29 protein-coding genes and 4 pseudogenes are annotated in these 22,875 nt (G+C 37.9%); 12 read left to right on the forward strand and 21 right to left on the reverse strand.

The genetic code is table 11. The annotated features are described in order from the left end of the window. Positions 1 to 37 precede the first annotated feature (37 nt). Positions 38 to 781, reverse strand: a complete 744-nt coding sequence (locus MKP09_RS06855; protein WP_240827021.1) for an electron transfer flavoprotein subunit beta/FixA family protein — start codon at positions 779 to 781, stop codon at positions 38 to 40. Between the two features lie 298 nt (positions 782 to 1,079). Here MKP09_RS06855 and MKP09_RS06860 point away from each other — a divergent pair, with 298 nt between their 5' ends. The 3 genes and pseudogenes from MKP09_RS06860 (at position 1,080) to tilS (MKP09_RS06870) (ending at position 2,724) form a co-directional block, all read left to right on the forward strand. After that, on the forward strand, positions 1,080 to 1,391 hold the full coding sequence (locus MKP09_RS06860; RefSeq protein WP_240827022.1) for a tetratricopeptide repeat protein: 312 nt from the start codon (positions 1,080 to 1,082) through the stop codon (positions 1,389 to 1,391). A 108-nt stretch (positions 1,392 to 1,499) separates the two neighbouring features. Next, a pseudogene (gene tilS / locus MKP09_RS06865) lies at positions 1,500 to 2,116 on the forward strand (tRNA lysidine(34) synthetase TilS). Beyond that, the gene (tilS, locus tag MKP09_RS06870) at positions 2,116 to 2,724 is read left to right on the forward strand and encodes a tRNA lysidine(34) synthetase TilS (protein WP_240827023.1); all 609 of its coding nucleotides are present in this window, start codon (positions 2,116 to 2,118) and stop codon (positions 2,722 to 2,724) included. The pseudogene tilS (MKP09_RS06865) and the gene tilS (MKP09_RS06870) overlap by 1 nt, the downstream one beginning before the upstream one ends. Positions 2,725 to 2,845: 121 nt before the next feature. On the opposite strand, the gene MKP09_RS06875 is transcribed toward tilS (MKP09_RS06870), so the two are convergent. After that, positions 2,846 to 3,907, reverse strand: coding sequence for an aldose epimerase family protein (locus MKP09_RS06875; protein ID WP_240827024.1), 1,062 nt, complete (start codon positions 3,905 to 3,907; stop codon positions 2,846 to 2,848). A gap of 281 nt (positions 3,908 to 4,188) precedes the next feature. Here MKP09_RS06875 and MKP09_RS06880 point away from each other — a divergent pair, with 281 nt between their 5' ends. Both MKP09_RS06880 and MKP09_RS06885 read left to right on the forward strand, forming a co-directional pair. Then, positions 4,189 to 4,377 (forward strand): hypothetical protein, encoded by a 189-nt coding sequence (locus MKP09_RS06880; protein WP_240827025.1) that lies wholly within the window; start codon positions 4,189 to 4,191, stop codon positions 4,375 to 4,377. A gap of 14 nt (positions 4,378 to 4,391) precedes the next feature. Beyond that, positions 4,392 to 4,859, forward strand: coding sequence for an MnmC family methyltransferase (locus MKP09_RS06885; RefSeq protein ID WP_240827026.1), 468 nt, complete (start codon positions 4,392 to 4,394; stop codon positions 4,857 to 4,859). A 71-nt stretch (positions 4,860 to 4,930) separates the two neighbouring features. On the opposite strand, the gene MKP09_RS06890 is transcribed toward MKP09_RS06885, so the two are convergent. The 13 genes and pseudogenes from MKP09_RS06890 to MKP09_RS27945 form a co-directional block, all read right to left on the reverse strand. Then, positions 4,931 to 5,467 carry a DUF4126 domain-containing protein gene (locus tag MKP09_RS06890; protein WP_240827027.1) on the reverse strand — a complete coding sequence of 179 codons (537 nt, stop codon included), beginning with the start codon at positions 5,465 to 5,467 and terminating at the stop codon, positions 4,931 to 4,933. A 61-nt stretch (positions 5,468 to 5,528) separates the two neighbouring features. Next, the gene (locus MKP09_RS25560) at positions 5,529 to 5,978 is read right to left on the reverse strand and encodes a YihY/virulence factor BrkB family protein (RefSeq protein ID WP_262915139.1); all 450 of its coding nucleotides are present in this window, start codon (positions 5,976 to 5,978) and stop codon (positions 5,529 to 5,531) included. 5 nt (positions 5,979 to 5,983) lie between these two features. Further along, positions 5,984 to 6,406 (reverse strand): YhjD/YihY/BrkB family envelope integrity protein, encoded by a 423-nt coding sequence (locus MKP09_RS25565; RefSeq protein ID WP_262915140.1) that lies wholly within the window; start codon positions 6,404 to 6,406, stop codon positions 5,984 to 5,986. 79 nt (positions 6,407 to 6,485) lie between these two features. Further along, positions 6,486 to 7,057: pseudogene (gene mltG, locus MKP09_RS27930) on the reverse strand (endolytic transglycosylase MltG). Beyond that, the gene (locus tag MKP09_RS06910; protein ID WP_240827030.1) at positions 7,057 to 7,509 is read right to left on the reverse strand and encodes an endolytic transglycosylase MltG; all 453 of its coding nucleotides are present in this window, start codon (positions 7,507 to 7,509) and stop codon (positions 7,057 to 7,059) included. Before MKP09_RS06910 ends, mltG begins: the two are co-directional and overlap by 1 nt. A 90-nt stretch (positions 7,510 to 7,599) precedes the next feature. Next, complete coding sequence (gene secG / locus MKP09_RS06915) at positions 7,600 to 7,992, reverse strand: preprotein translocase subunit SecG (RefSeq protein ID WP_240827031.1); 393 nt, start codon at positions 7,990 to 7,992, stop codon at positions 7,600 to 7,602. 93 nt (positions 7,993 to 8,085) lie between these two features. Continuing rightward, on the reverse strand, positions 8,086 to 8,586 hold the full coding sequence (locus tag MKP09_RS06920; RefSeq protein ID WP_240827032.1) for a hypothetical protein: 501 nt from the start codon (positions 8,584 to 8,586) through the stop codon (positions 8,086 to 8,088). 17 nt (positions 8,587 to 8,603) lie between these two features. Then, positions 8,604 to 8,936: a DUF8458 domain-containing protein gene (locus MKP09_RS06925; protein ID WP_240827033.1), complete on the reverse strand. Its 333-nt coding sequence runs from the start codon at positions 8,934 to 8,936 to the stop codon at positions 8,604 to 8,606. A 9-nt stretch (positions 8,937 to 8,945) separates the two neighbouring features. Then, positions 8,946 to 9,482 (reverse strand): LptE family protein, encoded by a 537-nt coding sequence (locus tag MKP09_RS06930; RefSeq protein ID WP_240827034.1) that lies wholly within the window; start codon positions 9,480 to 9,482, stop codon positions 8,946 to 8,948. Next, positions 9,463 to 10,731, reverse strand: coding sequence for a sigma-54 interaction domain-containing protein (locus MKP09_RS06935; protein WP_240827035.1), 1,269 nt, complete (start codon positions 10,729 to 10,731; stop codon positions 9,463 to 9,465). Before MKP09_RS06935 ends, MKP09_RS06930 begins: the two co-directional genes overlap by 20 nt. A gap of 25 nt (positions 10,732 to 10,756) precedes the next feature. Continuing rightward, the gene (locus tag MKP09_RS27935; protein WP_394801040.1) at positions 10,757 to 11,491 is read right to left on the reverse strand and encodes a TRAM domain-containing protein; all 735 of its coding nucleotides are present in this window, start codon (positions 11,489 to 11,491) and stop codon (positions 10,757 to 10,759) included. A gap of 16 nt (positions 11,492 to 11,507) precedes the next feature. Then, on the reverse strand, positions 11,508 to 11,939 hold the full coding sequence (locus MKP09_RS27940; RefSeq protein WP_394801041.1) for a radical SAM protein: 432 nt from the start codon (positions 11,937 to 11,939) through the stop codon (positions 11,508 to 11,510). Then, a pseudogene (locus MKP09_RS27945) lies at positions 11,937 to 12,268 on the reverse strand (tRNA (N6-isopentenyl adenosine(37)-C2)-methylthiotransferase MiaB); the annotation flags it as partial. The pseudogene MKP09_RS27945 and the gene MKP09_RS27940, both read right to left, overlap by 3 nt. A gap of 395 nt (positions 12,269 to 12,663) precedes the next feature. Here MKP09_RS27945 and MKP09_RS06945 point away from each other — a divergent pair. The 4 genes and pseudogenes from MKP09_RS06945 to MKP09_RS06960 all read left to right on the forward strand — a co-directional run bounded on the left by MKP09_RS06945 (position 12,664) and on the right by MKP09_RS06960 (position 15,681). Next, positions 12,664 to 13,215: a YceD family protein gene (locus MKP09_RS06945; RefSeq protein WP_240827036.1), complete on the forward strand. Its 552-nt coding sequence runs from the start codon at positions 12,664 to 12,666 to the stop codon at positions 13,213 to 13,215. Between the two features lie 134 nt (positions 13,216 to 13,349). After that, positions 13,350 to 13,544 carry a 50S ribosomal protein L32 gene (gene rpmF / locus MKP09_RS06950; RefSeq protein WP_240827037.1) on the forward strand — a complete coding sequence of 65 codons (195 nt, stop codon included), beginning with the start codon at positions 13,350 to 13,352 and terminating at the stop codon, positions 13,542 to 13,544. Positions 13,545 to 13,759: 215 nt separating this feature from the next. Beyond that, positions 13,760 to 14,707, forward strand: a complete 948-nt coding sequence (plsX, locus tag MKP09_RS06955) for a phosphate acyltransferase PlsX (protein ID WP_240827038.1) — start codon at positions 13,760 to 13,762, stop codon at positions 14,705 to 14,707. A gap of 129 nt (positions 14,708 to 14,836) precedes the next feature. Further along, positions 14,837 to 15,681, forward strand: a pseudogene (locus MKP09_RS06960) (bile acid:sodium symporter family protein). A 1-nt stretch (position 15,682) separates the two neighbouring features. On the opposite strand, the gene purU reads toward MKP09_RS06960, so the two are convergent. From purU to MKP09_RS06990, 6 genes are all read right to left on the reverse strand, one after another. Then, entirely contained in the window at positions 15,683 to 16,288 is a 606-nt protein-coding gene (purU, locus tag MKP09_RS06965; RefSeq protein ID WP_240829355.1) for a formyltetrahydrofolate deformylase, read from the reverse strand. Beyond that, positions 16,270 to 16,512, reverse strand: coding sequence for an ACT domain-containing protein (locus MKP09_RS06970; RefSeq protein ID WP_240827039.1), 243 nt, complete (start codon positions 16,510 to 16,512; stop codon positions 16,270 to 16,272). The genes purU and MKP09_RS06970 overlap by 19 nt, the downstream gene beginning before the upstream one ends. Before the next feature lie 69 nt (positions 16,513 to 16,581). After that, positions 16,582 to 17,910 carry an HAD-IIIA family hydrolase gene (locus MKP09_RS06975; RefSeq protein WP_240827040.1) on the reverse strand — a complete coding sequence of 443 codons (1,329 nt, stop codon included), beginning with the start codon at positions 17,908 to 17,910 and terminating at the stop codon, positions 16,582 to 16,584. Between the two features lie 91 nt (positions 17,911 to 18,001). Further along, entirely contained in the window at positions 18,002 to 18,604 is a 603-nt protein-coding gene (locus MKP09_RS06980) for a D-sedoheptulose-7-phosphate isomerase (RefSeq protein ID WP_317235186.1), read from the reverse strand. Positions 18,605 to 18,881: 277 nt separating this feature from the next. Further along, positions 18,882 to 19,904 (reverse strand): GHMP family kinase ATP-binding protein, encoded by a 1,023-nt coding sequence (locus MKP09_RS06985; RefSeq protein WP_240827041.1) that lies wholly within the window; start codon positions 19,902 to 19,904, stop codon positions 18,882 to 18,884. 32 nt (positions 19,905 to 19,936) lie between these two features. After that, on the reverse strand, positions 19,937 to 21,058 hold the full coding sequence (locus MKP09_RS06990) for a glycosyltransferase (protein WP_240827042.1): 1,122 nt from the start codon (positions 21,056 to 21,058) through the stop codon (positions 19,937 to 19,939). A gap of 300 nt (positions 21,059 to 21,358) precedes the next feature. Between MKP09_RS06990 and MKP09_RS25570 the strand changes: the two genes are divergently transcribed. The 3 genes from MKP09_RS25570 to MKP09_RS07000 are packed head-to-tail and all read left to right on the forward strand — an operon-like array spanning position 21,359 to position 22,839. After that, positions 21,359 to 21,742 carry a protein-L-isoaspartate O-methyltransferase family protein gene (locus MKP09_RS25570; RefSeq protein WP_262915141.1) on the forward strand — a complete coding sequence of 128 codons (384 nt, stop codon included), beginning with the start codon at positions 21,359 to 21,361 and terminating at the stop codon, positions 21,740 to 21,742. After that, positions 21,727 to 22,014: a protein-L-isoaspartate O-methyltransferase family protein gene (locus tag MKP09_RS25575; RefSeq protein WP_262915142.1), complete on the forward strand. Its 288-nt coding sequence runs from the start codon at positions 21,727 to 21,729 to the stop codon at positions 22,012 to 22,014. The genes MKP09_RS25570 and MKP09_RS25575 overlap by 16 nt, the downstream gene beginning before the upstream one ends. A gap of 45 nt (positions 22,015 to 22,059) precedes the next feature. Beyond that, positions 22,060 to 22,839 (forward strand): LysE family translocator, encoded by a 780-nt coding sequence (locus MKP09_RS07000; protein ID WP_240827043.1) that lies wholly within the window; start codon positions 22,060 to 22,062, stop codon positions 22,837 to 22,839. Positions 22,840 to 22,875: the final 36 nt, after the last annotated feature.

A 22,875-nucleotide genomic window follows, 5' to 3' on the forward strand; every position in this document is an offset into this window, starting at 1 on the left:
TTAGCAGTCAACGGTCAACTTTCATCTGTCAACTTCTTCAAATTACTTTCGCTTCTTCTCTCAAAAGCTTTGCAAGTTCAGCAACGTTGTCAGCATCAATAAGCTTTACGCCTGCTTTAGCTGGCGGTAAACTAAACTCAGTTATACTGGTTAGCGCATCAACAGCAACCGGCTCAACCACTTTTAATGGTTTTGTGCGTGCGGCCATTATGCCCCTCATGTTGGGAATGCGTTGTTCGGCCATTCCTTTATTGCAACTTACAACAACCGGCAGACTTACTTCGCAAACCTCTTCACCACCTTCTATCTCCCGGGTTACAGTAGCTGTGGTGCCGTTTAATTCGAATTTTGTAGCTAGCGAAACATAAGGTAAGTCTATTAATTCGGCCACCATACCGCCAACAGAACTTCCGTTGTAATCAATGGTTTCTTTGCCTGTGAAGATCAGATCATAAGCGCCATCTTTGGCTACCGCTGCAATTTGTGAGGCAATTGAAAAGCTATCTGCGCTTTCTGTATTTACCCTGATTGCTTCGTCGCCACCCAACGCTAGCGCTTTTCTAATGATGGCATCTGCATCAGGCGTACCAACAGTTATTAAATGAATAACTGTAGAAGCATCTGCTTCTTTTAACTCAATAGCTCTTACCAATGCATAGTATTCATCATTTGGATTGATGATCCATTGTACACTGCTTGCGTCAAATTTCGTGTTGTTATCGGTGAAGGCTATTTTTGCCGTTGTATCCGGCGTTTTGCTAATACATACCAGTATTTTCATCCGTGTTAATATTTAGGTTTGTTAGTCAGATGGAAGTGGCTTTGTAAACTAATTAGTAAAGAGTTTGTATACCATATTTCATTTGACAATAATATAAAAAAGGTTGTTTATGCAACTAAAACAAAGATAATGGATATTGATAGAAAAAGCAAACGATGTACAATGTACGATGTATGAAAACTGATATGCGTACAGCGTACAACATACATCGGATACAAACAGATGAGGCATATTCCAAAGCACAAGCGAGCGTGGCAATATCGATGCTATTTATTTACTGATGATTAAATAAAAAAGAATGTCAAGAATTGATCAAATAAGTGAGTTACTAAAGGAGAATCCTGCTGACAGTTTTTTGCAACATGCGTTGGCGTTGGAGTATATAAAAACAAATCTGGATGATGAGGCAAAAAATATTTTTGAAAAATTGTTGTTGGATAATCCTGACTATGTGGGCAGCTATTATCATTTGGCCAAATTATACGAAAGGTTGGGGGAGGAGCAGGAGGCCATTAAAATATATGAGCGAGGAATGGATGTGGCGAAAAATCTGAATGAACAACACGCTTACAACGAACTGAAAAGTGCGTATGAATATTTGATTTATTAAATTTTAAACATTTTGTTAGACCGATTTATTTCTTATATCCATCAAAATAATCTTTTTACCAAAAAAGATAAATTACTTGTTGCAACGAGTGGTGGCGTGGATTCTGTGGTGTTGTGCCATTTGTGCAAGAATGCCGGTTTTGATTTTGCTATAGCGCATTGCAATTTTCAATTACGAGGGGATGCTAGTGAACGGGACGAAAAATTTGTTCAGAATTTTGCAAATCAATTACAGGTTGCTTTTTACTCCGTAAGGTTCGATACTAAACAGTATGCTCAGGAAAATAAGTTGTCAACACAAGTAGCGGCTCGTGACTTACGTTATGAGTGGTTCGAAAAAATCAGATCAGAGAATGGCTTTGATTTTATATTAACAGCACATCATGCTGATGATAATATTGAAACAGTGTTGATGAATTTTTTCGGGGTACAGGAATTAATGGACTAACGGGAATAAAAGTAACAAACGGGCATATTCGCAGACCTTTGCTATTTGCCAAAAAAACAGAATTGGAAACTTATTTACAAGATAACCAGCTGTTATTTGTGCAAGACGAAAGTAACCTGCATGATGATTACACCAGGAATTATTTTAGGAATACGATTCTTCCATTAATAACTAAAGTTTACCCGGAAGCACAACAGAATATATTGAACAATATTGAAAAGTTTAAGGAGGTTGAAACCCTTTATAGGAAAGAGGTTCAGCGCCTTGAAAAAAAATAATGACAAGGAGCGGAAACGATATTTTGATTCCTGTGATGTTGCTTAAAAAGACTCCAGGCCTTCGAACCGTTTTGTTGGAATTGCTAAAACCTTTTGGGTTTAATGCCCCACAATTGCCAGATCTGATTCGCATGCTCGACAGCGATTCAGGTAAATATATGTTATCGGCTTCGCATCGTATTTTGAAAGATCGAAAGCACCTTATTATTTCTTCTTTAAAAACTATTGATAATGCTGTAATTGTTATAGAAAATGAAGGTTCGTTTGCCTTTGCAAATGGAATGATAAAATTAATAAAGGAAGAAAGTAATGTTGTTGAAAAAAGTGAATACACCGCTGTTTTAGATGCAGCCCGTATTCAGTATCCTTTATTACTAAGGCCCTGGAAAATGGGCGATTATTTTTATCCGCTGGGAATGACAAAGAAAAAGAAATTGTCAAGATTTCTTATTGATAAGAAATTGTCATTGACGGATAAGGAGAAGGTTTGGGTAATTGAAATGAACAAGAAAATAATATGGGTGGTGGGTTTAAGAATTGATGACCGGTTTAAAATAACAGACAATACCAAATCGATTCTTAAAATATCATTTATAACTGCATCATAAATATTAGCCACGAATGCACGAATAAATACATTTTTATAACATTCGTGCATTCGTGGCTAACTATAATAAAGAATTTATTTAAACTTATAAATAGTAGTTGTTTTATAAACGTCTCCAGGTTTTAATGTAGTTGTTGGGAAAGACGGTACGTTTGGAGAATTAGGTAGTGCTGCGTTTCCAGGCAAAGTGCCGTGCGATGATCGTCCTTAGTACCGTATTTTAAAGTCTTTTCACTATTCATGAAATTACCTCCATAAAACTGTAATCCTGGCTCTGTCGAAATCACTTCCATTACAATTCCACTTTTGTCGCCTGTAACTTCTGCTACTTTTCTAAGGCCTGATCCTTTCGTTACAAAATTGTGATCATATCCTTTACCGTAAACTAATTGCTGGTTATCATCATTAACCCTGGCGCCAATTTCCGTAGCTTGTGTAAAATCAAAAGGAGTGCCTTTTACTGCTTCATTTTTGCCAAATGGTATTAAAGTAGAATCAACAGGAGTGTATTCGTCAGCATTAATATAAAGCTTATGATTGTTGATGGTACCACCACCATTCAGGTTAAAATAAGCATGATTGGTAAGGTTGCAAACTGTCGTCTTATCAGTAGTTGCTTCGTAATCTATTTTCAATCCCTTGTCTGAAGTAAGCGTGTATAGCACTTTAACATTGAGATTGCCTGGAAAGCCCATTTCGCCATCTTTTGAAAGATAGCTCAATTGAAGCGTGCTGTCATTTACCTGAACAGGGTCCCAAACCTGTTCGTGAAATCCTTTGGGGCCACCATGTAAAGTGTTGGGGCCATTATTTATGGGAAGATTATATTCAACGCCATCCAGGCTAAATTTACCTTTAGCAATACGATTACCGTAACGTCCAATTAATGCACCGAAATTAGTTCCCGAACGCATACCTTTTAGATCCTCAGATCCTCTTAATACATCAACGATTTTATTATTCTTATCTGGAACTAATAGGTTTACCAGGCGGCCACCATAATTGGTTATAGCAGCTTCAAGTCCGTTATTACGTAAATAAAATACGCTAACCATTTTTTCATCTATGGTATCGGCGAAAGCATCATTATCAACTAATTTTACCGCGCTGCTATCAGCGCCACTTCCATCTTTGTCAGCTTCGCTTTTGGGTTGTGAGTTACATGAAACAACAGCAACCGACACTACTGTTGCAAAGAGAAAAAGTACTTTTTCATTCGTATGTTTTTTAATATGATTTGTGACGATATTTTGAAACGAGTAAATTAATTATTTTTATTGACCCGGCAGAGGAATATATGGCATCTTCGTTGCCACGCTCGGTTTATCGTCCCGATTATAAATCGTCACAATCGTGGCAGTTTACCTGAGCTGAAAGAACATTGTTCAACCTATATAAACGACGATTTACAATTCTCGCTACCTAAACAGAAACGCAATATATTCAAATAATTGAAGTAGAACAAATGAGTATAAAATATCAGATAATTAATACCGAAGATGGTAGCCATACTTTAAAGGTAGCTGGTACAGATATAACCTTTCATTCGACAAAAGGTGCTATACAGGAATCTGATCATGTTTTCATCAAATCGGGTTTCGAGCATTTTATACAACAGCATCCTTCAAAAAAGCTGTTTCCATCCTGGAAATAGGCTTTGGCACTGGATTGAATGCATTGCTCACCGCAACAACTGCAGCAAGGTTTAGCAAAAACGTATTGTATCATGCAATTGAATTAAATCCGTTGCCAGCTGAAGTTTACTCCAAATTAAACTATTCGCAAATACTCAAACAGCCAGAATTGTATAAGGCGATTATGCAAACAGGTTGGGAGCAAATGCTTTTCATAAGTCCTTTTTTCAAATTGAAAAAGATTAATGATGATCTTTTGAAATATCTATTTACGGATCGGATTGACATTATTTATTTCGACCCGTTTGCACCCGAAGATCAGAGTGAAATATGGAGCGACACTATTTATGAAAAGATGTTTAATGTATTAAATAATGAAGGTATCCTGATGACCTATTGTTCTAAAAGTGTTGTACGAAAAGCTTTGCAGCAGGCGGGTTTTGCAGTAGAAAAGCTACAAGGGCCAAGAGGTAAAAGAGAGATTGTACGGGCGGTAAAGTAGCCCAGTCCATCGTCAATTGTCGATGGACGATTGTTGGATCGGTTTCTTTCTAAACCTCTTTAAAATCTTTCTTATTGTCCAAAAAACAGAACAATAAACCCCAAAGCCATTATAATCGGAATAACAAAACTAAGTATGCTGCCGCCTATAGCGGCTGTGTTCTCTCCGGTTGCTACAACGGCGTTGCCTGTACCTAATGTTGTTTTGCTACTTAATAAGCGCAACAATCCCGTACCTGAAGCCACTAATCCAGCCCCGCCACCGCCAGCGATTATACCAGTAACCCATTTAAGCCATTCACTTTCTATAGGTAATACAGAAGTGGCCAGCAAAGTGCCTGCTATAGCTGCCATTGGCGCAGCGATAGTATCTAGAATGTTATCAATAAATGGAATATAGTAAGCAACGATTTCAAACAGCGTGGCAGCGGCTAAGCAAATAAGGGCGGGTGTTGTTGACAACCAGTGAAAACTTTCAGCAAAATGAAATAATTCAAACTTGCCTGCTAAACCCGCAATTAACATGGGTACAAATACACGGAAACCACAACAGGCAGCCAGTGCTATACCTAACGCTGTGGCAGTTATTGTTTGAACGTCTATATTCATCTACAAACAGGTTTTCAGTATAGTAAATATAGCTGATCGTCCATTGACTATTGACCATCGACTATTCTTTCAATGCATCTTTATCTTCCTTTGTTTTGGCTAGTGCATAAATGCTTGCATTAAGTTCGAACCCAATCAGCAGGATAAGTGAATTTAAGAAAATTAAAACCAATACAACAATGATACTTCCTATGGAACCATACAATTTATTATAAGTTCCAAACTGGCTTACATACCACGAAAAAGCTAAAGAACAAATCACAACAAGGCAGGTTGCTATTACGGAGCCTGGTGTTATGATTTTCCATTTTTTATCTACAGATGGAGCGTGGCGATAGATGTAAGAGATGCTGGTAAAGACCAATGCAAAAATCAATATCCATCTGACTTTTCCAAGTGCAGCAGCTAATATTTCATTTTTTATACCTAACCATTTTAGTACCGACTCCTGTGCTATAAGTAATGCCAGACAAAGAATAAAAACAAAAACCAGCATCAATGTAATGCGCATTGCGGTTAATCTTTTTTAATACCTTTTCTCTTTGTAAAGCCTAAGTAATCTTTATCAAAAGACCTCATTATACCCATTATGGCATTGGAGGCAAAGAATAAAGAAAGAAACGCACCTAAAAATAGTAAAGCACTTTGTGGTTTCTCAATGATGGACTTAATGAAATCTATGATAGGGTCATAATTATTTTTAGCAGGAATCACATTTCTTATGAGGCCATATAATTGATCTTCTAAATTTAATCTTATAATAAACGTAAACCTAGCAATAATAGGTATTAAAGCACATAAAAACAGCAAAAGTGGGGGCAGTGCCATTGCAGAATTGAAAGATATAGCAGACGCTCTTTCTATCAGATCGTCCCAATCAACATGTTCCTTAAATTTTTTTGTAGTGTTGGCTAAGGAAATGCTTTTAAAGCCGGGCAAGTTCTCTTTGTGGCTTTGAATTACTAATCTTTTCCAGAATAGGGAGGCGCCAATTCGATCCTTTATTTTTTTCCTATGCTCATTTGCTTGTGTCTGGTATTTTACCAAATCTTTCGTTTAAAGCTTGTTGGTATTCTTTTGCCAACTTAAGATGATCCTGATAATTGGTTGAAAAAACATGTGTTCCATCGAACGAAGGGCTTGCCACAAAATAAATATATTCGGTTTCGGGTGCATTTAAAACGGCGTCGATCGTTTCCTCCTGCGGTGTACATATGGGGCCGGGCGGTAAACCTTTATTTTGATAGGTATTGTATGGTGAAGGCGTTGAAAGATGTTTGAACAGAACTCTTTTAATAGTAAAATCTTTCAAGGCAAACTTCACAGTCGGGTCAGCCTGCAAAGGCATTCCCTTTTAATGCGATTCATATAAACACTGGCAATGGTTCCTTTTTCTTTACTGGCATTGGTTTCTTCATCTACGATGGATGCCATTGTAATGCTTTGTATTACAGACAAGCCTTTTTCATCTGCCTTTAGTTTTCGTTCTGCTGTCCAGAATTTTTGATACGCATCGTTGAATTTTTTGAAAAAAACATCTATTGTCGTGTTCCAATTATTTTCATAAGTAAGAGGTAAAACAACAGACATTACTGTATTGGAATCCAATTCGTATTTTTTAAAGAATCGTTATTATTTAAGAAACTTATCGCTGCGGTAGAATCAAATTCAAATGCCTTCCCCATTTTTCCTGCTAATTGTTCTTTTGTTCTTATTTTGGTAACGACAAATTTTACAGGCGTCTGGCTGCCATTTCTAAGCATCCGTAAAAGATTTAAAACACTCATTCCTCCATCTACTTTGTATTTACCTGGTTTTACATTTTCGAAGCTCAAAAACTTTTCTGCAACATTGAACCAGGTAAGACCGGGAAGGATTTTTTCATCAACCAATTGTTGTTTTAATTGAGGCATATTGGTTCCTGTTTTTATGTACAAAAAACCGTCAGCAGGCTTTTTTGCTGCGGGACCAATTAGCTTGAATATTGCAAATGCCCCTATTGCCAGAGCTATTAAAAGGAAGAATTTGAAGATTTTTTTCATCACGGATAAATAAGGATAAGGAGTGAAAGTAAAACAAAAAAGGTTATACCTGAAATGAAAAACCTGTAAAGACCTTAGATCTTTACAGGTTTACAAAATATTTACAAGCTTGTTCTTTTGGGGTAATGTATTACTTACCTGAATCAGCTGGAGGTGCGGCAAAGGAGCAGTGTTACTCGGATTGATTGGCTGTCCTGCTGGTGCCTGAACAGGTGCTGTACCAACATCCTGCAATCTTCCGTTATTGCCTGCATCTGAACCTGAAATAAAGAAAGTCGACAATAAGCTAAGCACAGCGATAATTACTGCAAATATCCAGGTGCCTCTTTCTAAAACATCGTTGGTTTGTTTTACGCCCATAAATTGGCTGCTAACACCGGCAAAGCTGCCTGATAGACCACCGCCTTTAGGGTTTTGAATTAAAACAAAAAATCCCAAGACAACGGATGCTAATATGATAAGTATAACAAATAAAATGGTCATGTCTATTTTTTTAAATGGTCAATTTTCGCTGCAAAATAAGCGCTTTTACGGGGAATTTGCAAACTTAATTTCTTGTAAATATCGATAGCTTTTTTAGGTCGCCTTGTTTAATCCATACTTCAGCCATGGCTTCGGTATTGGCATTTTCTCCGGTAAGAGAATGTTGAGCCATTTTTTCGATATTTTTTCTTCTGTTGCAGTAATACCGGCCTTAACATTAACGCCAGGTAAACGTTTCATGTACTTCAGCCAGTCTGTAAAGCTTTTTAACTGAGTACCAAAACGGTCATTCGCGTTTTGATCGCCCAGTTTTATGCCTTGTGCCGCAAAATAATCAACAGTATAGTAAGGTGTGAAAGACAATTCGGCCCTTGCAGGATCTATCGCTTCTATTTTAAATTGGGGTAAATCGGGAAGCGGTTCTTCATCCTCTATTACTTCGGTTTCACTCAATTCTTCGGGAATATTTACTTCAACTTGTGAGTTAAAATTCTGTTCTGTATTTTCTTCTTCGCTTTGTTGAATGTTATCAGGCTTTTCATCATTGAGAGCCTTGTTTTCCAGTTTAACATCACTGTTTAAGGATGAACTCATCTGAGAAGTAGGTGCATCTAAATTGATAACATCTTCTTTTTGCGATGAAAAATCTTTCGCAACGAAAGTGTTTTGCTCTCTTTTAGAGTACTGCTTAGGATAGTATTGTTTTGTCCATCTGTTTCAATCAAATGATTGATCAGCAAAGGATTTTTATAGTAAAGTAATGTTTGTTGAAATTGCTTTGCGTAGCGTTCATCGTTGGCTTCTTTCAGTTTTTTAGCATAAAGCAGTTGTAACGCAGAGGCGTAAGGATGCTTTTCCGAAAGCGATTGTAATTCTTCTAAACTGCATACTTCTAATTTTTTCGATAGCACGGCATCCGACAGCATATCTGTAAAATGATTCATACCTTAAGATTACCAGTTTGAAAAAATACGGTTAAAGATTGCGTCAGGAATATCCCTTAGCATTTGATCTAATAAGCTTTGTTCCGCTTGTTGAAGGCTTAATGAACCTGCATAATCAAATGGGGTACTTACATCATATTTACCAATAATTTTTTGAGTCATATTGTCCCTTATTACAATGTTGACGCCCACATTTAAACGATTGGCATTTACCTGTTGGTTCGAGATTCCGGCCGTAGAAATAGTATAGCTTGTTATGGCGCAATCTATTACCCATTGTGCGTCATCGCCCCTTGTTTGTTGCAGCCTCGTCTGCCTTAACACTTTTTGTATTAACCGATCAGTGAGTGCTGGTGCAAGGCTGGGGTTTACATACGATGCCTTATTAGTGATCTGGTTTATCTTAACTATTTTCAAAGAATCAGGGATGGATTTAGCATCCTGAAAGCCGTAAGATACTTTACAGCTGCTTTGCGTAAAGGCAATAAAAAAAATAGCAATAATGAGAGAAAAAACAAAAACTCCATTATAACTCTTCAATGTCATATTCTTTTAATTTTCTATAAAGTGTTCGTTCGCTGATACCGAGGTCAAGAGCCGCATCTTTTCTTTTGCTTTTGTGCTTTTTTAAAGCTTTAATGATCAGCTCTTTTTCCTTATCCATGATATTAAGGCTCTCTTCAACTTCTTCATGTTCATGTATACCATTATCCATACCAATATGCACAGGATAAGATGGCTGCGATGGTACAGGAACATTTCCCGTCATCTCAATTTGTAAAGGTGCCGATAATTGTTGAAAACTTTCCTGGTTAGTTTTTAAATCTTTCAGGTTGTTAATGAAAGCCGGATTTTGCTCAACAACAGAAGGGTTTTGCAATACTTCAAGAAACATTTTTTTGAGTTCATTAACATCTTTTTTCATGTCGAAAAAGAGTTTGTATAAGATTTCCCGTTCGTTTTGAAATTCCTGTTGGTTGGGATTATTGACAATCATTGGCAACCTGTTATTAGAATAGGGTTGCAAATAACGGCTCAATTCTTTGGCACTAATAGTTTTTTCCGGCGATAAAACAGAAACCTGTTCTGCAATATTTTTAAGCTCCCTGATATTGCCCGGCCAGGGGTAGGTAAGCAATAGATTTTTGGCATCATCTTCTAATTGTACAGACGATGTTCTGTATTTATCAGCAAAATCTGCTGCGAATTTTCTAAACAATAAAACGATATCTTCTTTGCGGTTTGCTAAGGATGGAACTCTGATTGGGACAGTACTTAGACGGTAATAAAGATCTTCTCTAAACCTGTTTTGCTGAACTAATTGCAACAGATCTTTATTGGTGGCAGCAATAACCCGAACATCTGTTTTCTGCACTTTACTCGATCCCACACGAATATATTCACCAGCTTCTAAAACACGTAATAGACGAGCCTGAGTACCTAGTGGCATTTCACCAATCTCATCTAAAAAAATAGTACCGCCATTCACTGTTTCAAAGTAACCTTTACGGGCATCTACGGCACCGGTGAATGAACCTTTTTCATGACCGAATAATTCTGAATCGATTGTTCCTTCGGGAATAGCACCGCAGTTAACCGCGATAAAAGGGTTGTGTTTGCGTGATGACAAAGAATGTATGATAGAAGAGAAGGCTTCTTTACCCACGCCGCTGTCACCTATAATTAAAACAGTAAGATCGGTACTGGAAACCTGAGCAGCAACCTGCAAAGCGTAGTTTAACTCCGGAGAGTTACCGATGATACCAAAACGGTTTTTTATTGATTGTAAATCCATAAAAGCAAATGATCAATCTAAAATATTAATTAACGATCTCTCCAAACAGCGTGGCCTGTGTACATTTTTTAATTTCCACGTTTACATAATCGCCTTTTTTATAAAGGATTTCGTTTTTAGGAAATATTACGACTTTGTTTTGCGAAGTGCGACCCACCCAATCATCATTACTTCGCTTGCTATCACCATCTATCAAAACCTTGAAGGTTTTGCCAATATCTTTAGTGTAATTGTTTAAAGAAAGTTCGTTTTGTTTTTCGATAACTTCCTGTAAACGGCGTTTTTTAACATCTAAAGGAATGTCATCTTTATAGCGCCGCTGCGCCAATGTACCGGGCCTTTCGCTGTAGAAAAACATATAGCCAAAATCGTATTGACTGTGATCCATAATCGAAATAGTTTCCTGATGATCTTCCTCCGTTTCCGTGCAAAAGCCAGCAATGATATCGGTAGTAATACTGCAATCGGGAATGATTTTCCTTATTTCATCTACTTTATGCATATACCACTCGCGGGTGTAAGTGCGGTTCATTAATTGTAACACACGAGTTGAACCACTTTGTACAGGTAAATGAATGCATTTACAAATGTTTTCATAAGCCATCATTGTATGCAGCACATCGCTGGTGATATCTTTAGGGTGCGAAGTGGAAAAACGTACCCGCAATAAAGGTGATATTTGAGCCACCTTTTCCAGAAGCTGGGCGAAAGTTACTGCCTCCCCAAACCCCTCCGGAGGAGGGGCTTTAGAACCTGCGATAGCAGAAGCGGTTCCGTTATTGTCGGGTACGTCCTTGCTCCCCCTCCGGGGGGCGGGGGGCTGTAGCTATATAATAATAACTATCCACGTTCTGTCCTAACAAAGTCACTTCGCGATATCCATTGTTGAATAGATCAAGACATTCATTAATAATGCTTTCTGCGTCACGGCTTCGTTCGCGGCCACGCGTGAATGGAACTACACAAAAAGAACACATATTATTACATCCGCGCATAATGCTTACAAAGGCCGAAACGCCATTTGTGTTTAACCGAACCGGAGCGATGTCGGCATAGGTTTCTTCACGGCTCAATAAAACATTTACACCTTTTTGCCCGTCTGCTGCTTCGTCTACCAATTGCGGTAAACTTCTGTAAGCATCTGGTCCAACAACAATATCTACTAATTTTTCTTCTTCCAGAAACTTTGACTTAAGGCGTTCGGCCATGCAGCCCAACACACCAACCAAAGTCCCCGGGTTTTGTACTTTTAGTTTTTTAAATTCTGTAAGTCGCTTGCGAACCGTCAGCTCTGCCTTTTCGCGAATAGAGCAGGTATTTAAAAAATAATATCTGCTTCTTCTACATTTCGTGTAGCACCAAAACCTTCTTTATTTAAAATAGATGCCACTACTTCGCTGTCTGCAAAATTCATTGCGCAACCATAGCTTTCGATATAAAACTTCTTTTTATATTCGTTCGGATCCAATGTAAACGGCGCATAGCTTTCTCCCTGACGCGCTTCATCATGTGTTTTATTGGCTACTAAATCAAGCATTAATTTCTATTTAAGAGTTTCAAGCGTGCAAAGATAGGCGATTTTGGATAGCTTCTGACAGGATGGCAGAAGAGTTTGAAGAGTTGATATGTTAAAAAGATGGAAGCGGCTGCGACATGGCCTGACTAAATATTGAAAGTGAGTTTTGAACACAGTTCAGCGACTATCAATCATCTTCGATCAGTTTTGTTAAATAGCGGAAGGGCTGCCGGATGGAAGCGGAAAGCCCGCTGAAGATTTGTGCGCAGGGGTGTGGCGGACTTGTAGCGCACAGCCGGAACTGCTGCTGATATATGTTCAAAAAGCTGAGAGCCCAAAATAATATGGGGTAAACCTGCTTTTTTCGAAAAATTGTCCGTACATTTGCACGCTCTAATTTCGGGGTAAGTTGTATCATGACTAAAGGGAGAGAATACGATATAGCATTTGTGGGGTTGAAGCCTGGTATTCATGAGTATAATTACAATATTTCGGATAAGTTCTTTGAGGCATTTCAGCAGCAGGATTTTACTGACTGCCATGCTCAGGTAAAATTGCTTTTAGATAAAAAGAGCAGTTTTATGATGTTAAAGTTTGAGATTGGCGGCAGTTTGATGGTAACCTGTGACAGATGCAACAACGATTTAAAACTCGACTTGTGGGATGAGTTCAACATTACTGTTAAAATGGTGGAAGAGCCGGAGTTGATGAATGACCAGGAAGAAGATCCTGACGTTTATTACATCAGTCGCGGCGAAAGCCATGTAAACGTGGAGAACTGGATATACGAGTTTATAAACCTGAGCATCCCTATGCATAAAACTTGTGGCTTCGACAATGCTGATGGTCCGCAATGTAATAAGGAAGCGCTGAAAATGTTAGACAAATTAGAAACTGAAAAGCCGCCACAACCAGATGTAAATCCTATTTGGAAAGGCCTGGAACAGTTTAAGAATAAGAAAGATTAAAGAAGCCTCTCCTAACCCTCTCCGGAGGAGAGGGGATAAAGTAAAGTCTTTGTAAGAGACTCGATAGATAGTAAAATTGAAATAAAGGAAGATTTTTTAATAACAGAATTTTTAACGCATTTAAATAAAGAGTTATGCCAAATCCTAAACGCAGGCACAGCCAGCAAAGAAGCGCAAAACGTAGAACGCACTATAAAGCTACTGGTCAAACTTTAACTACTGACGCATCAACTGGCGAAACGCATGTACGCCATCGTGCACACGTAAGTGAAGGAAAATTGATCTATAAAGGTAAAGTGGTGGCTGAAAAAGCACCTGCGAAGGCTTAAGTATCTTTAGTTCTATATTATTTTTTCGAAATTCCAAGTACATATTGGCCTTTGTTGGCTAATGTATCTGGAATTTTTTTATTTTAGCTGATATGAAACGCAATTAGAAAGCGGCTTGTGGTAAAGAATACAGAAAAGGCGTTCCCTGCCCCCGGTCAGGCGGGCATTCGGCTAACTTTTAGTTCACCGCAGGTGAACAAATAAAAACTATACGAATGAATATTGGATTAGACATGATGGGTGGGGACTTCGCACCAATTGAAGCGGTGAAGGGTGTAAAGCAATATCTTCTTGAACAGAATTTTGAGGGATTGTCGCTGATCCTGTTTGGTGATGAACCGCAGCTTACCGCATTACTGATCGAATATGATGTACCTAAGGACAAATACAAGGTAGTTGCGACTACACAGATCATAGATATGAACGAGCATCCTACCAAAGCTTTAAAGGAAAAAACCAATTCATCTATATCCGTAGGTTTTCAATATTTAGCAACAGGAAAGATAGATGCTTTTATAAGCGCAGGAAACACTGGCGCAATGTTGGTTGGCGCTATGTTCAGCCTGAAAACAGTTGAAGGCGTTTTAAGGCCAACTATTTCATCTGTTATCCCAAAGCAGGATGGCAGCACAGGTTTATTGCTTGATGTTGGTTTGAATGCTGATTGCAAGCCAGAGCAACTAAATCAATTTGCGGTAATGGGATCTGTATTCAGCAAGTATATTTTTGGTGTAGATGATCCAAAAGTTGGATTGATAAATGTGGGAGAGGAGGAAGGCAAAGGTAATATTCTGGCGCAAGCTGCATACCCGCTTTTGAAAGAAAATAGTGCTATTAACTTTGTAGGAAATGTAGAAGGACGCGATGTGTTTAATGATAAAGCCGATGTAATGGTATGTGAAGGGTTTACCGGCAATGTAATTTTAAAATTGGCAGAATCAGTATATGATATTGCGCAAAATCAGAAAGTGGACAATCCATACCTGAACCGTTTTAATTTTGAAATATATGGTGGTACGCCGGTTTTAGGTGTTGAAAAACCTGTAATTATCGGTCACGGCATTTCACATGCGACTGCCTTCAGTAATATGGTAGATGTGGCGGTGAAGATGGTCAACACAGATGTATTGGGCAAAGTAAAAGAAGCCATTCAAAAAATTTAATGATAGCGATGTGTGAAATTTAAAATCGACTATTTCGTATTAGCTATCATAGCCACTATAACTTTAGCCTGACTGTATCCCGCTCCTGGTGCAGATAACAGTCAAATACCACTTGACACTATTAGCAGTATTGGTGTTTCCCTTATCTTCTTTTTTTATGGGCTGAAACTTAGTCCTGACAAGATAAAGTCTGGACTTAAGAATTGGAAACTACATGCACTTATTCAGGCTTCAACCTATTTATTATTCCCGCTCCTTATTATTTGCATCTATCCATTTACAAGGTCTGAAGATGAGTCTTTGTGGTTGGCGTTTTTATTTCTGGCAGCACTACCGTCAACGGTTTCTTCATCGGTGGTAATGGTTTCTATTGCTAAAGGAAACGTTCCGGCTGCTATCTTTAACGCGAGTATATCAGGGTTGATTGGTATTGCTGTTACGCCTTTATGGATGGGACTTTTTTGCATCGCGAAACAACGGATTTTAGTTTAGGCAACATCTATTTAAAACTGTTGACAGAAATTTTATTACCAGTTGTTATTGGTTTGTTGCTTCAGAAATATTTTCATCGTTTTATCATTCGCTTTAGCAGCTATCTTTCTTTGTTTGATAAATCTGTTGTGCTGCTAATAATATACAAAAGCTTTGCTGAGTCCTTTGAAAAGAAGGTATTCAGCACCGTTAGTACATCAGATCTGTTGATTATTTTAGCAGGCGCTACTATTCTTTTTTATGTTGTTTACTGGTGTGTTGGTTTTGCTGCCAGGTTTATGAAATTTGACAGAGAAGACAAGATAACCGCTCAATTTTGTGGTACCAAGAAATCGCTGATACACGGTACTGTTTTTTCAAAAGTATTATTTCCGGCATCCATGCCTGTGGGTATTATACTTTTACCACTTATGATTTTTCATGCACTACAGATATTTATTATCAGCGTTATTGCAGCGAGACTTGGAAAGCAAATAGTGTAAATTAATTTTCAAAAACAATCGTCTTGTTATGATATACCAACACCTTATCCTGCAATACTAATTGTAAAGCATTGGCCAATACTGATTTTTCTATTTCTCTACCCAGGCGTATCATATCTTTTACAGAGTGCGTATGATTTACTGAAATGGTTTGTTGCGCAATGATAGGCCCGTCATCTAACACGTTGGTAACAAAATGTGCCGTTGCGCCGATTACTTTTACACCACGTTCATATGCTTGCTTGTAAGGGTTTGCGCCAACAAAAGCAGGTAAGAAGGAATGATGAATATTGACGATCCGAGCAGGATACTTTGACATAAATTCTGGCGAAAGAATGCGCATGAATTTAGCTAGTATAATATAGTCGAATTCATATTGAGCAAGTGTTTCTAATATTTCCAGTTCAAATAAATGCTTTTCTTTTTCTTCGTGCGCAATATGATGAAAAGGAATATCGAATTTTTCAGTAAGCGGTTGTAATGTGTCGTAGTTGCCAATTACACATTGAACGTCTGCGCCCAGGGTGTTGAAATAATTGCGAAGTAATATATCTCCTAAACAATGATGTTCCTTCGTTACTAGTAAGGCTACTTTCTTTTTTCGTATGGTCTTATGTTGATCTCTGTGTCTTTAGGCAAATTGGCTTTAATTTGTAATTGCAGTTTTTCAAGATCAGTATCACCTTGTACTTCAAGCCGGATATAAAAACGGTTTTCATCCACATTCACAAACTCCTTCATGGAAATGATGTTAAGATTGGCTGCTGCCATAACTGCTGCTATGTCAGCTACCAAACCCACTCTGTCGCTACATTGAAGAAGAATGACCATGAGGAATTTTAAATTTAGAATTAGGAATGTAGATGTTAGTATTTAGACTTTAGTACTTAGATTTTAGTTTTACTTCAAAGCATCACTAAAACTCTTCAAACTATCAAAAATTAAATCAATATCAGCATGCGGCAACCTTATACTTTTATTGGTTGATGCAATAAAAACGGTGTACATACCAGCATAACGGCCAAACCTCATATCGCTCAGACTGTTACCTACAATGATTGATTTACTTAAATCTGTATCAGGAAAATCTTTTAATGCTTGAAAAGCCATACCTGGATTAGGTTTCCTGTAGAAAGCATTATCTTGTATATCTGTACAGAAATAAATTTTTTCGATATCGCCTCCGGCATTTTTAACGCCTTCAAGCATTTTTTCGTTCATGGCAATTAAATCATCATGCCTGATAATGCCACGTCCTACGCCACGTTGATTAGTAACAACAATGATCCTTTTGAATTTTTGGTTGAGCTTTGTAAAAAGTGCCGGTACATCTTCTGTAAACTGAAACTCATCCGGTGTGGTTATATAACCTCCAGGATTATCATGATTAATAACTCCATCGCGATCGAGAAATAAGGTCCAATCCTTATCGATTATGTTAAGATCAAGCTCTTGTCTTGCAAATTCAGTTTGAGCCCGATTGTAATCTTCCGGTATTCCAATATCAATGAAATAACTGTCGGTTACTATGCCTGAAAACAAACCGTCGCTGACATATTTTTCTAAATAATCTTTTTCAAAAGAAAATTTTTGTGTGAAATCTTTTTTCAGGAAAGACGCCTTGTTTACCAGATACAACCCGGCATTGATAAAGCCTTCGTCATAATGTTGTTTTTCTTTAAAGCTGGTTATGATATTATTATCATTGAGTTCAACAACGCCATACCGATCAAAGTTTTGCATAGGCTTCAAAGCTAATGTACACTCAACATTAGTTTGGAGGTGTTGTTTTAATTGAGCCTCGGCATCAAATTTAAAAAGTGTGTCTCCATTGGCAATAAACACATTTTCTGTATCTGCTTTTTGTAATGCAAATTGTATAGCTCCGCCAGTTCCCAAAGGTTCTTCCTCAATTACATAATCATAGTTAAGTGTTGGAAACTCTTTTTGCAACCAATCTAGAATAACCTCATGCATGTATCCCAAACTGAAAATGATCTTTTCGATGCCCTGCATACGCAGGTAGTTGATTACATAATAAAGAAAAGGCTGCCCCGCAACTGGTGCCATACATTTCGGCAGATCAGGAACAGCAGAACGGAGTCGCGTTCCGAGTCCGCCAGCAAGAATGATGGCCTGAACCCCAGACCCAAAAGAAGAAGCCCCATCCCAACCCTTCCCCAAAGGGAAAGGGCTTTTAGACCCTGATAGTTCTTGTTGGATGTTCATTTTTTTAACCCGGTATTTTGTATTTCTAACTTAATGTTTTTTGCTACTCCCGTTCTACTTATACATAAGAAATATTGTTTTATTTTGAGCTTTATAAGCCCCCTTCGGAGGTTTGGAGACTGAAATACCTTTCTTCTACTAACTGGCAAATGATATGTCCCAAAAGCATGTGAGATTCCTGTATGCGCGGCGTGTCGGTTGACGGAATATTGATTAAATGATCGCTGGATGCTTTCATATTTCCGCCTGTTTCACCAGTAAACCCAACGGTTACCATGTTTTTTTCACGGGCCATTTCAAAAGCTTGTACAATATTTTTAGAATTACCAGATGTGCTTAAACCAATTAAAATGTCGCCGGGTTTGCCAAGGCCTTGAATAAGACGCGCGTAAATGAGATCGAAACTATAATCATTGGCAACTGCAGTGAGGTAAGATGTGTTGCAGTGTAAAGCCTCTGCTGGTAAGGCTTTTCGATCTTTGTAAAAACGGCCGCTAAATTCTGCTGCCAGATGTTGTGCATCGGCAGCGCTTCCGCCATTGCCACAAAAGTAAACGCTGTTTCCATTTTTAAATGCTGTAACAATAATGTCTGTAACAGTATTCACTAGCTGTAATAATTTTTCATTTTCAAGCACCTGTTGCTTAGTTGATATAGATGCCTGTATTAATTCTTTTATTTGATTAGTCATCATTTTTTATTGAGTTTTATTTTTCAGGAACTTCGACGAAATAATTTAACCACATAGGCATATAGATTTATCTCTTGTTAAGGATGTATAGTATCCGCCGTAGGCGGAACATAGTCTCTTCGCGAATCAAACGATTATGTGTCTTTATGTTTCCTTTTTTAATTTTATATCTATGTGTTTTGTATTTATTATGAAATTGAGAAGTTATTTTATCGCGATTACTTAGATAGAATTCTGCATAAAATTGTCATCATTTTAGGTATAAATTACTCGATAACTTTTATACACTCCAGGTTTTTAAGCCATGTTTGGTGAATTGATAATTGCGATTAACACCGCCGAAATTGTCAAGTGTTTGCTGAACTTTATATTTTGTGTTGCCAGGACAGTAGAAGATCATAAATCCACCACCACCGGCGCCGCTTATTTTTCCGCCTGTTGCGCCAGCTTGTTTAGCTGCTGTATAAATGTCATCAATCAATTGATTATTGATGCCTTGCGCCATTTTCCTTTTTTGTTCAAAGCCAATGTCAAGTATATGGCCTATTTCATGTAGCTGTCCTTTTAGCAAAGCTTCTTTCATCATCTGGGCCTGCTGTTTTAGATGATGCATTGCCTCAATAGAAGTTTGCTTTTTGTCAGTAACATTTTTGCTTTGCTCTTCAATAATTTTGGCCGATTCTCTGCTGGTAGATGTATAATATAAAAGCAGGTTGTTTTCCAGTTCATCTAAATAACGCTGCCTGATGCGTAACGGATTAACGATTACTTTATCATCATTATAAAATTCCATAAAATTTACGCCACCAAAAGTTGCTGCATATTGGTCTTGCCTGCCGCCAGCAAGTTTCAGATCCTGCCTTTCAATATCATAAGCATAATGTGCAATGTCGTATTCGCCCAAAGGAAGTTGCAACATTTCGGTAAAAGCTCCAACAATTGCTACTACCAAAGTTGAAGAAGTGCCAAGTCCAGAGCCAGCTGGAGCATCAACAAATGTGCTTAATTTAAAACCTCTCTTTTCAAACGGATAGTCTTTCTGAATACGATTATAAACACCTTTTAATAGATCCAAATGGCCATTGATAGGAAGTGCATTGTTCCAGTCGAAGGTTTCTGTTTCTGTACGATCAAACGCTTCAAGAATAATTTTATCGGCTTCAATATTTTCGATTGTGGCATTTGCACTTAGCGAAATGGTAGCATTTAATATAGCGCCACCATATTCGTCGCAGTAAGGGCTTACGTCGGTGCCTCCGCCTGCTAAACCAATTCTTAAAGGTGCTTTACTTCTATGGATCATTTGTCTTTATTTAATCATTGGAATCACATAAATCATAGTTCAGACATAATCGCGTTTACAATATTAGCCCAACTGTATTTTTCTTTTTCGCTGCGAAGATGTGGAATAAAATGTTTTTCTCCTAATTCGTAAAATTGTTCGATCGCGTTTGCAATATCCGCTGGTGTGGGTTCTGCAACAAGGCCGCACTTCCCATGTGGAACCAGGTCTGGTAACCCTCCAACATTGGTTACGATCATTGGTTTCTCAAAATAATAAGCAAGTGGTGTTACGCCACTTTGCGTGGCATTTTTATAGGGCTGAACCAAAACATCTGCAGCGCATAAATAATATTTCACTTCACTATCAGCGATAAAGTTTGTTTTTAATATTAACTGATCTCTTATCCCCAATTCATCAATCATTTCTTGATAATTTTTTTCATCTTCATAAAACTCACCAGCGATTAATAATTTAATATTTGATATTTCAGATTTAAGATTTTTCATTCCTTTTAATAAAAGGTCTAATCCTTTATATTTTCTAATAAAACCAAAAAATAAAACGATTTTATCAGTTTTCGAAATGCCCAAATATTGCCTGGCTTCTTCTTTCGAAATAATGCTGCCAAAATTATCGTACAAAGGATGCTGCACTAATGTGGCAGGTTTTGAAGTGGTAAACGTTCTTAAATCTGATAAGACTTTGTCGCTCATAGTAACAAAACCATCGCATGCTTTAACAAAGTATTTGGTGAACTGCATATCACCCGGCCTTTTTTCATGAGGAATGATATTATCGGCAATACATATAATTTTAGTGTGCTTGTTTTTTCTCACTTGCCTTAAAATAGTACCCAGCGCTGGCCCCATAAAAGGTAGCCAGTAGCGAACTACAATAATATCAGGCTTTTGGTTTTTCAATTTTGTGCCAACCTTTAACCAGTTAAGCGGATTTACTGAATTAATTTCAGATTTGATTTTGATATTTTCGGGCGCCGGTTCATCTGTATATTGTGTTTTTCCAGGAAAAAGTGCCGATGGATATTGAAGGCTGAAGGAGCAAATAGAACATTCGTGTCCCATTGCAATAAATTCCTTTGCAAGCCTGTGATTAAATGTAGCTAATCCTCCACGAAGTGGATGTGCAGGACCGATGATGATTACTTTGGCCATATCAGGTAGCAAATGTAGTAGATAAATTAGCTAATTAGCCAATGTGATGATGTGATAATGTCTGAACCTGGATTTTTATTGATTTTGAGGATTAGATGGAAACGGACATCATTCTGTTAATCTTTTAATCCAACAAATCATGGTTCAGACAATAGCGAAGAATATGTAAGTTGAGTTATATTCTACAGTACAAGCGAGCGTGGCAACGAAGATGAGTTGTATTCATTAGTTGGGACAATAAAAATTTTTTGTCAACTTGTAAATCTTTCAACTTGTCAACTATAATATTACATTTGCGCCATGAGGCGTAGCTTAGAAGATACTTACCGACATAAAGGACTTAGAAAGAAGTTGGTAGAGACTGTGCGTGCAAAAGGCATTAAAGATGAAACAGTATTGGAAGCCATTAACAATGTGCCCAGGCATTTTTTTCTTGACTCGGCATTTGGTGATGTTGCTTATGTTGATAAAGCTTTTCCTATTGGAGAAGGGCAAACCATTTCACAACCTTATACCGTAGCGTATCAATCGGAGTTGCTGGAAATAAAAAAAGGCGACAAGGTACTGGAAATTGGTACGGGAAGCGCTTATCAGGCGGTAGTTTTAGCTGCACTTGGCGCTAAAGTATTTACTATTGAAAGGCAAAAAAACTATTTGATGAAAATAAATTGTTTGCCTACCTAAAGCAATATCAGTCTATCAAGTTTTTTTATGGTGATGGATTTCAGGGCTTACCTACTTACGGGCCTTTTGATAAAGTGATCGTAACGGCCGCTGCGCCCGAGATTCCTCCGAAATTGATCGACCAAATGAAGGTGGGCGCAAAGATGGTAATACCGGTGGATATTGGTAATGTGCAGCAAATGCGAAGGGTTACTAAACTAGAGGATGGACTTGATATAGAATACTTTGATAATTTTTCTTTTGTTCCTATGTTACAAGGAAAAAATGCATAAGCTCTAATTACTAATGAAAGGAACGATCCGAATTTTTTTACTGGAATGCTGGTGAGCTTTTTGGGCACGCTGCCACTCGGTACGCTGAACATTGCGGCAATGCAAATAGCCATTGCAGAATCCGTTCGCAATGCCGTACTTTTCTCTTTGGGAGCTTTAACCGCTGAAATGGTATATGTGCGTATTTCTTTAGTGGCAATGGATTGGGTGAGGAAGCAGCAAAAGATCTTTAAATTTCTGGAATGGTTTACGCTTTTGATCATCCTTGCCCTTGCCGTAGCCAGCTTTATTGCTGCTTCTAATCCGCACGTAAGCAAAAATGTTATTCTTAATAACAATTTGCCTTCTTATGTTTTGGGTCTTGTAATGGGCGCTATAAACCCGATGCAAATACCTTTTTGGTTTGGCTGGAGTACGGTTTTATTTACCAAAAAGATCTTGCTGCCTAATAAGCATCATTATAATTTTTACACCGCCGGCATTGGACTTGGGACGTTGATAGGTTTCAGTCTGTTTATTTTTGGAGGCAGACTGATTGCTTCAAAAATTCAAAACAACCAATCGGTAGTCAATTATGTTATTGCAGGCATATTTTTTGTAACCGCACTTATACAAGCGTGGCGCATGTTTGTACAGAAAAAAATGTGTCAGATAAGATTGATGAAGCGGAGAAGAGATGAGAATTTTATTGTCCCAGCTGATGAACATATCTCATCGATCTTGCGTCGCACACTTTTTTGTGGAATATATCCCAGCCTATATATTCTTCGCCAATCAATCTATGATGTACGAATTATGATGTACGTGTCAAAAACGCAGATGTAGACTGCACAAACGTTGAACCTGAAACTCGAAACCTGA

It is taken from the genome of Paraniabella ginsengisoli (assembly GCF_022513635.1).
Lineage (GTDB): Bacteria > Bacteroidota > Bacteroidia > Chitinophagales > Chitinophagaceae > Niabella > Niabella ginsengisoli.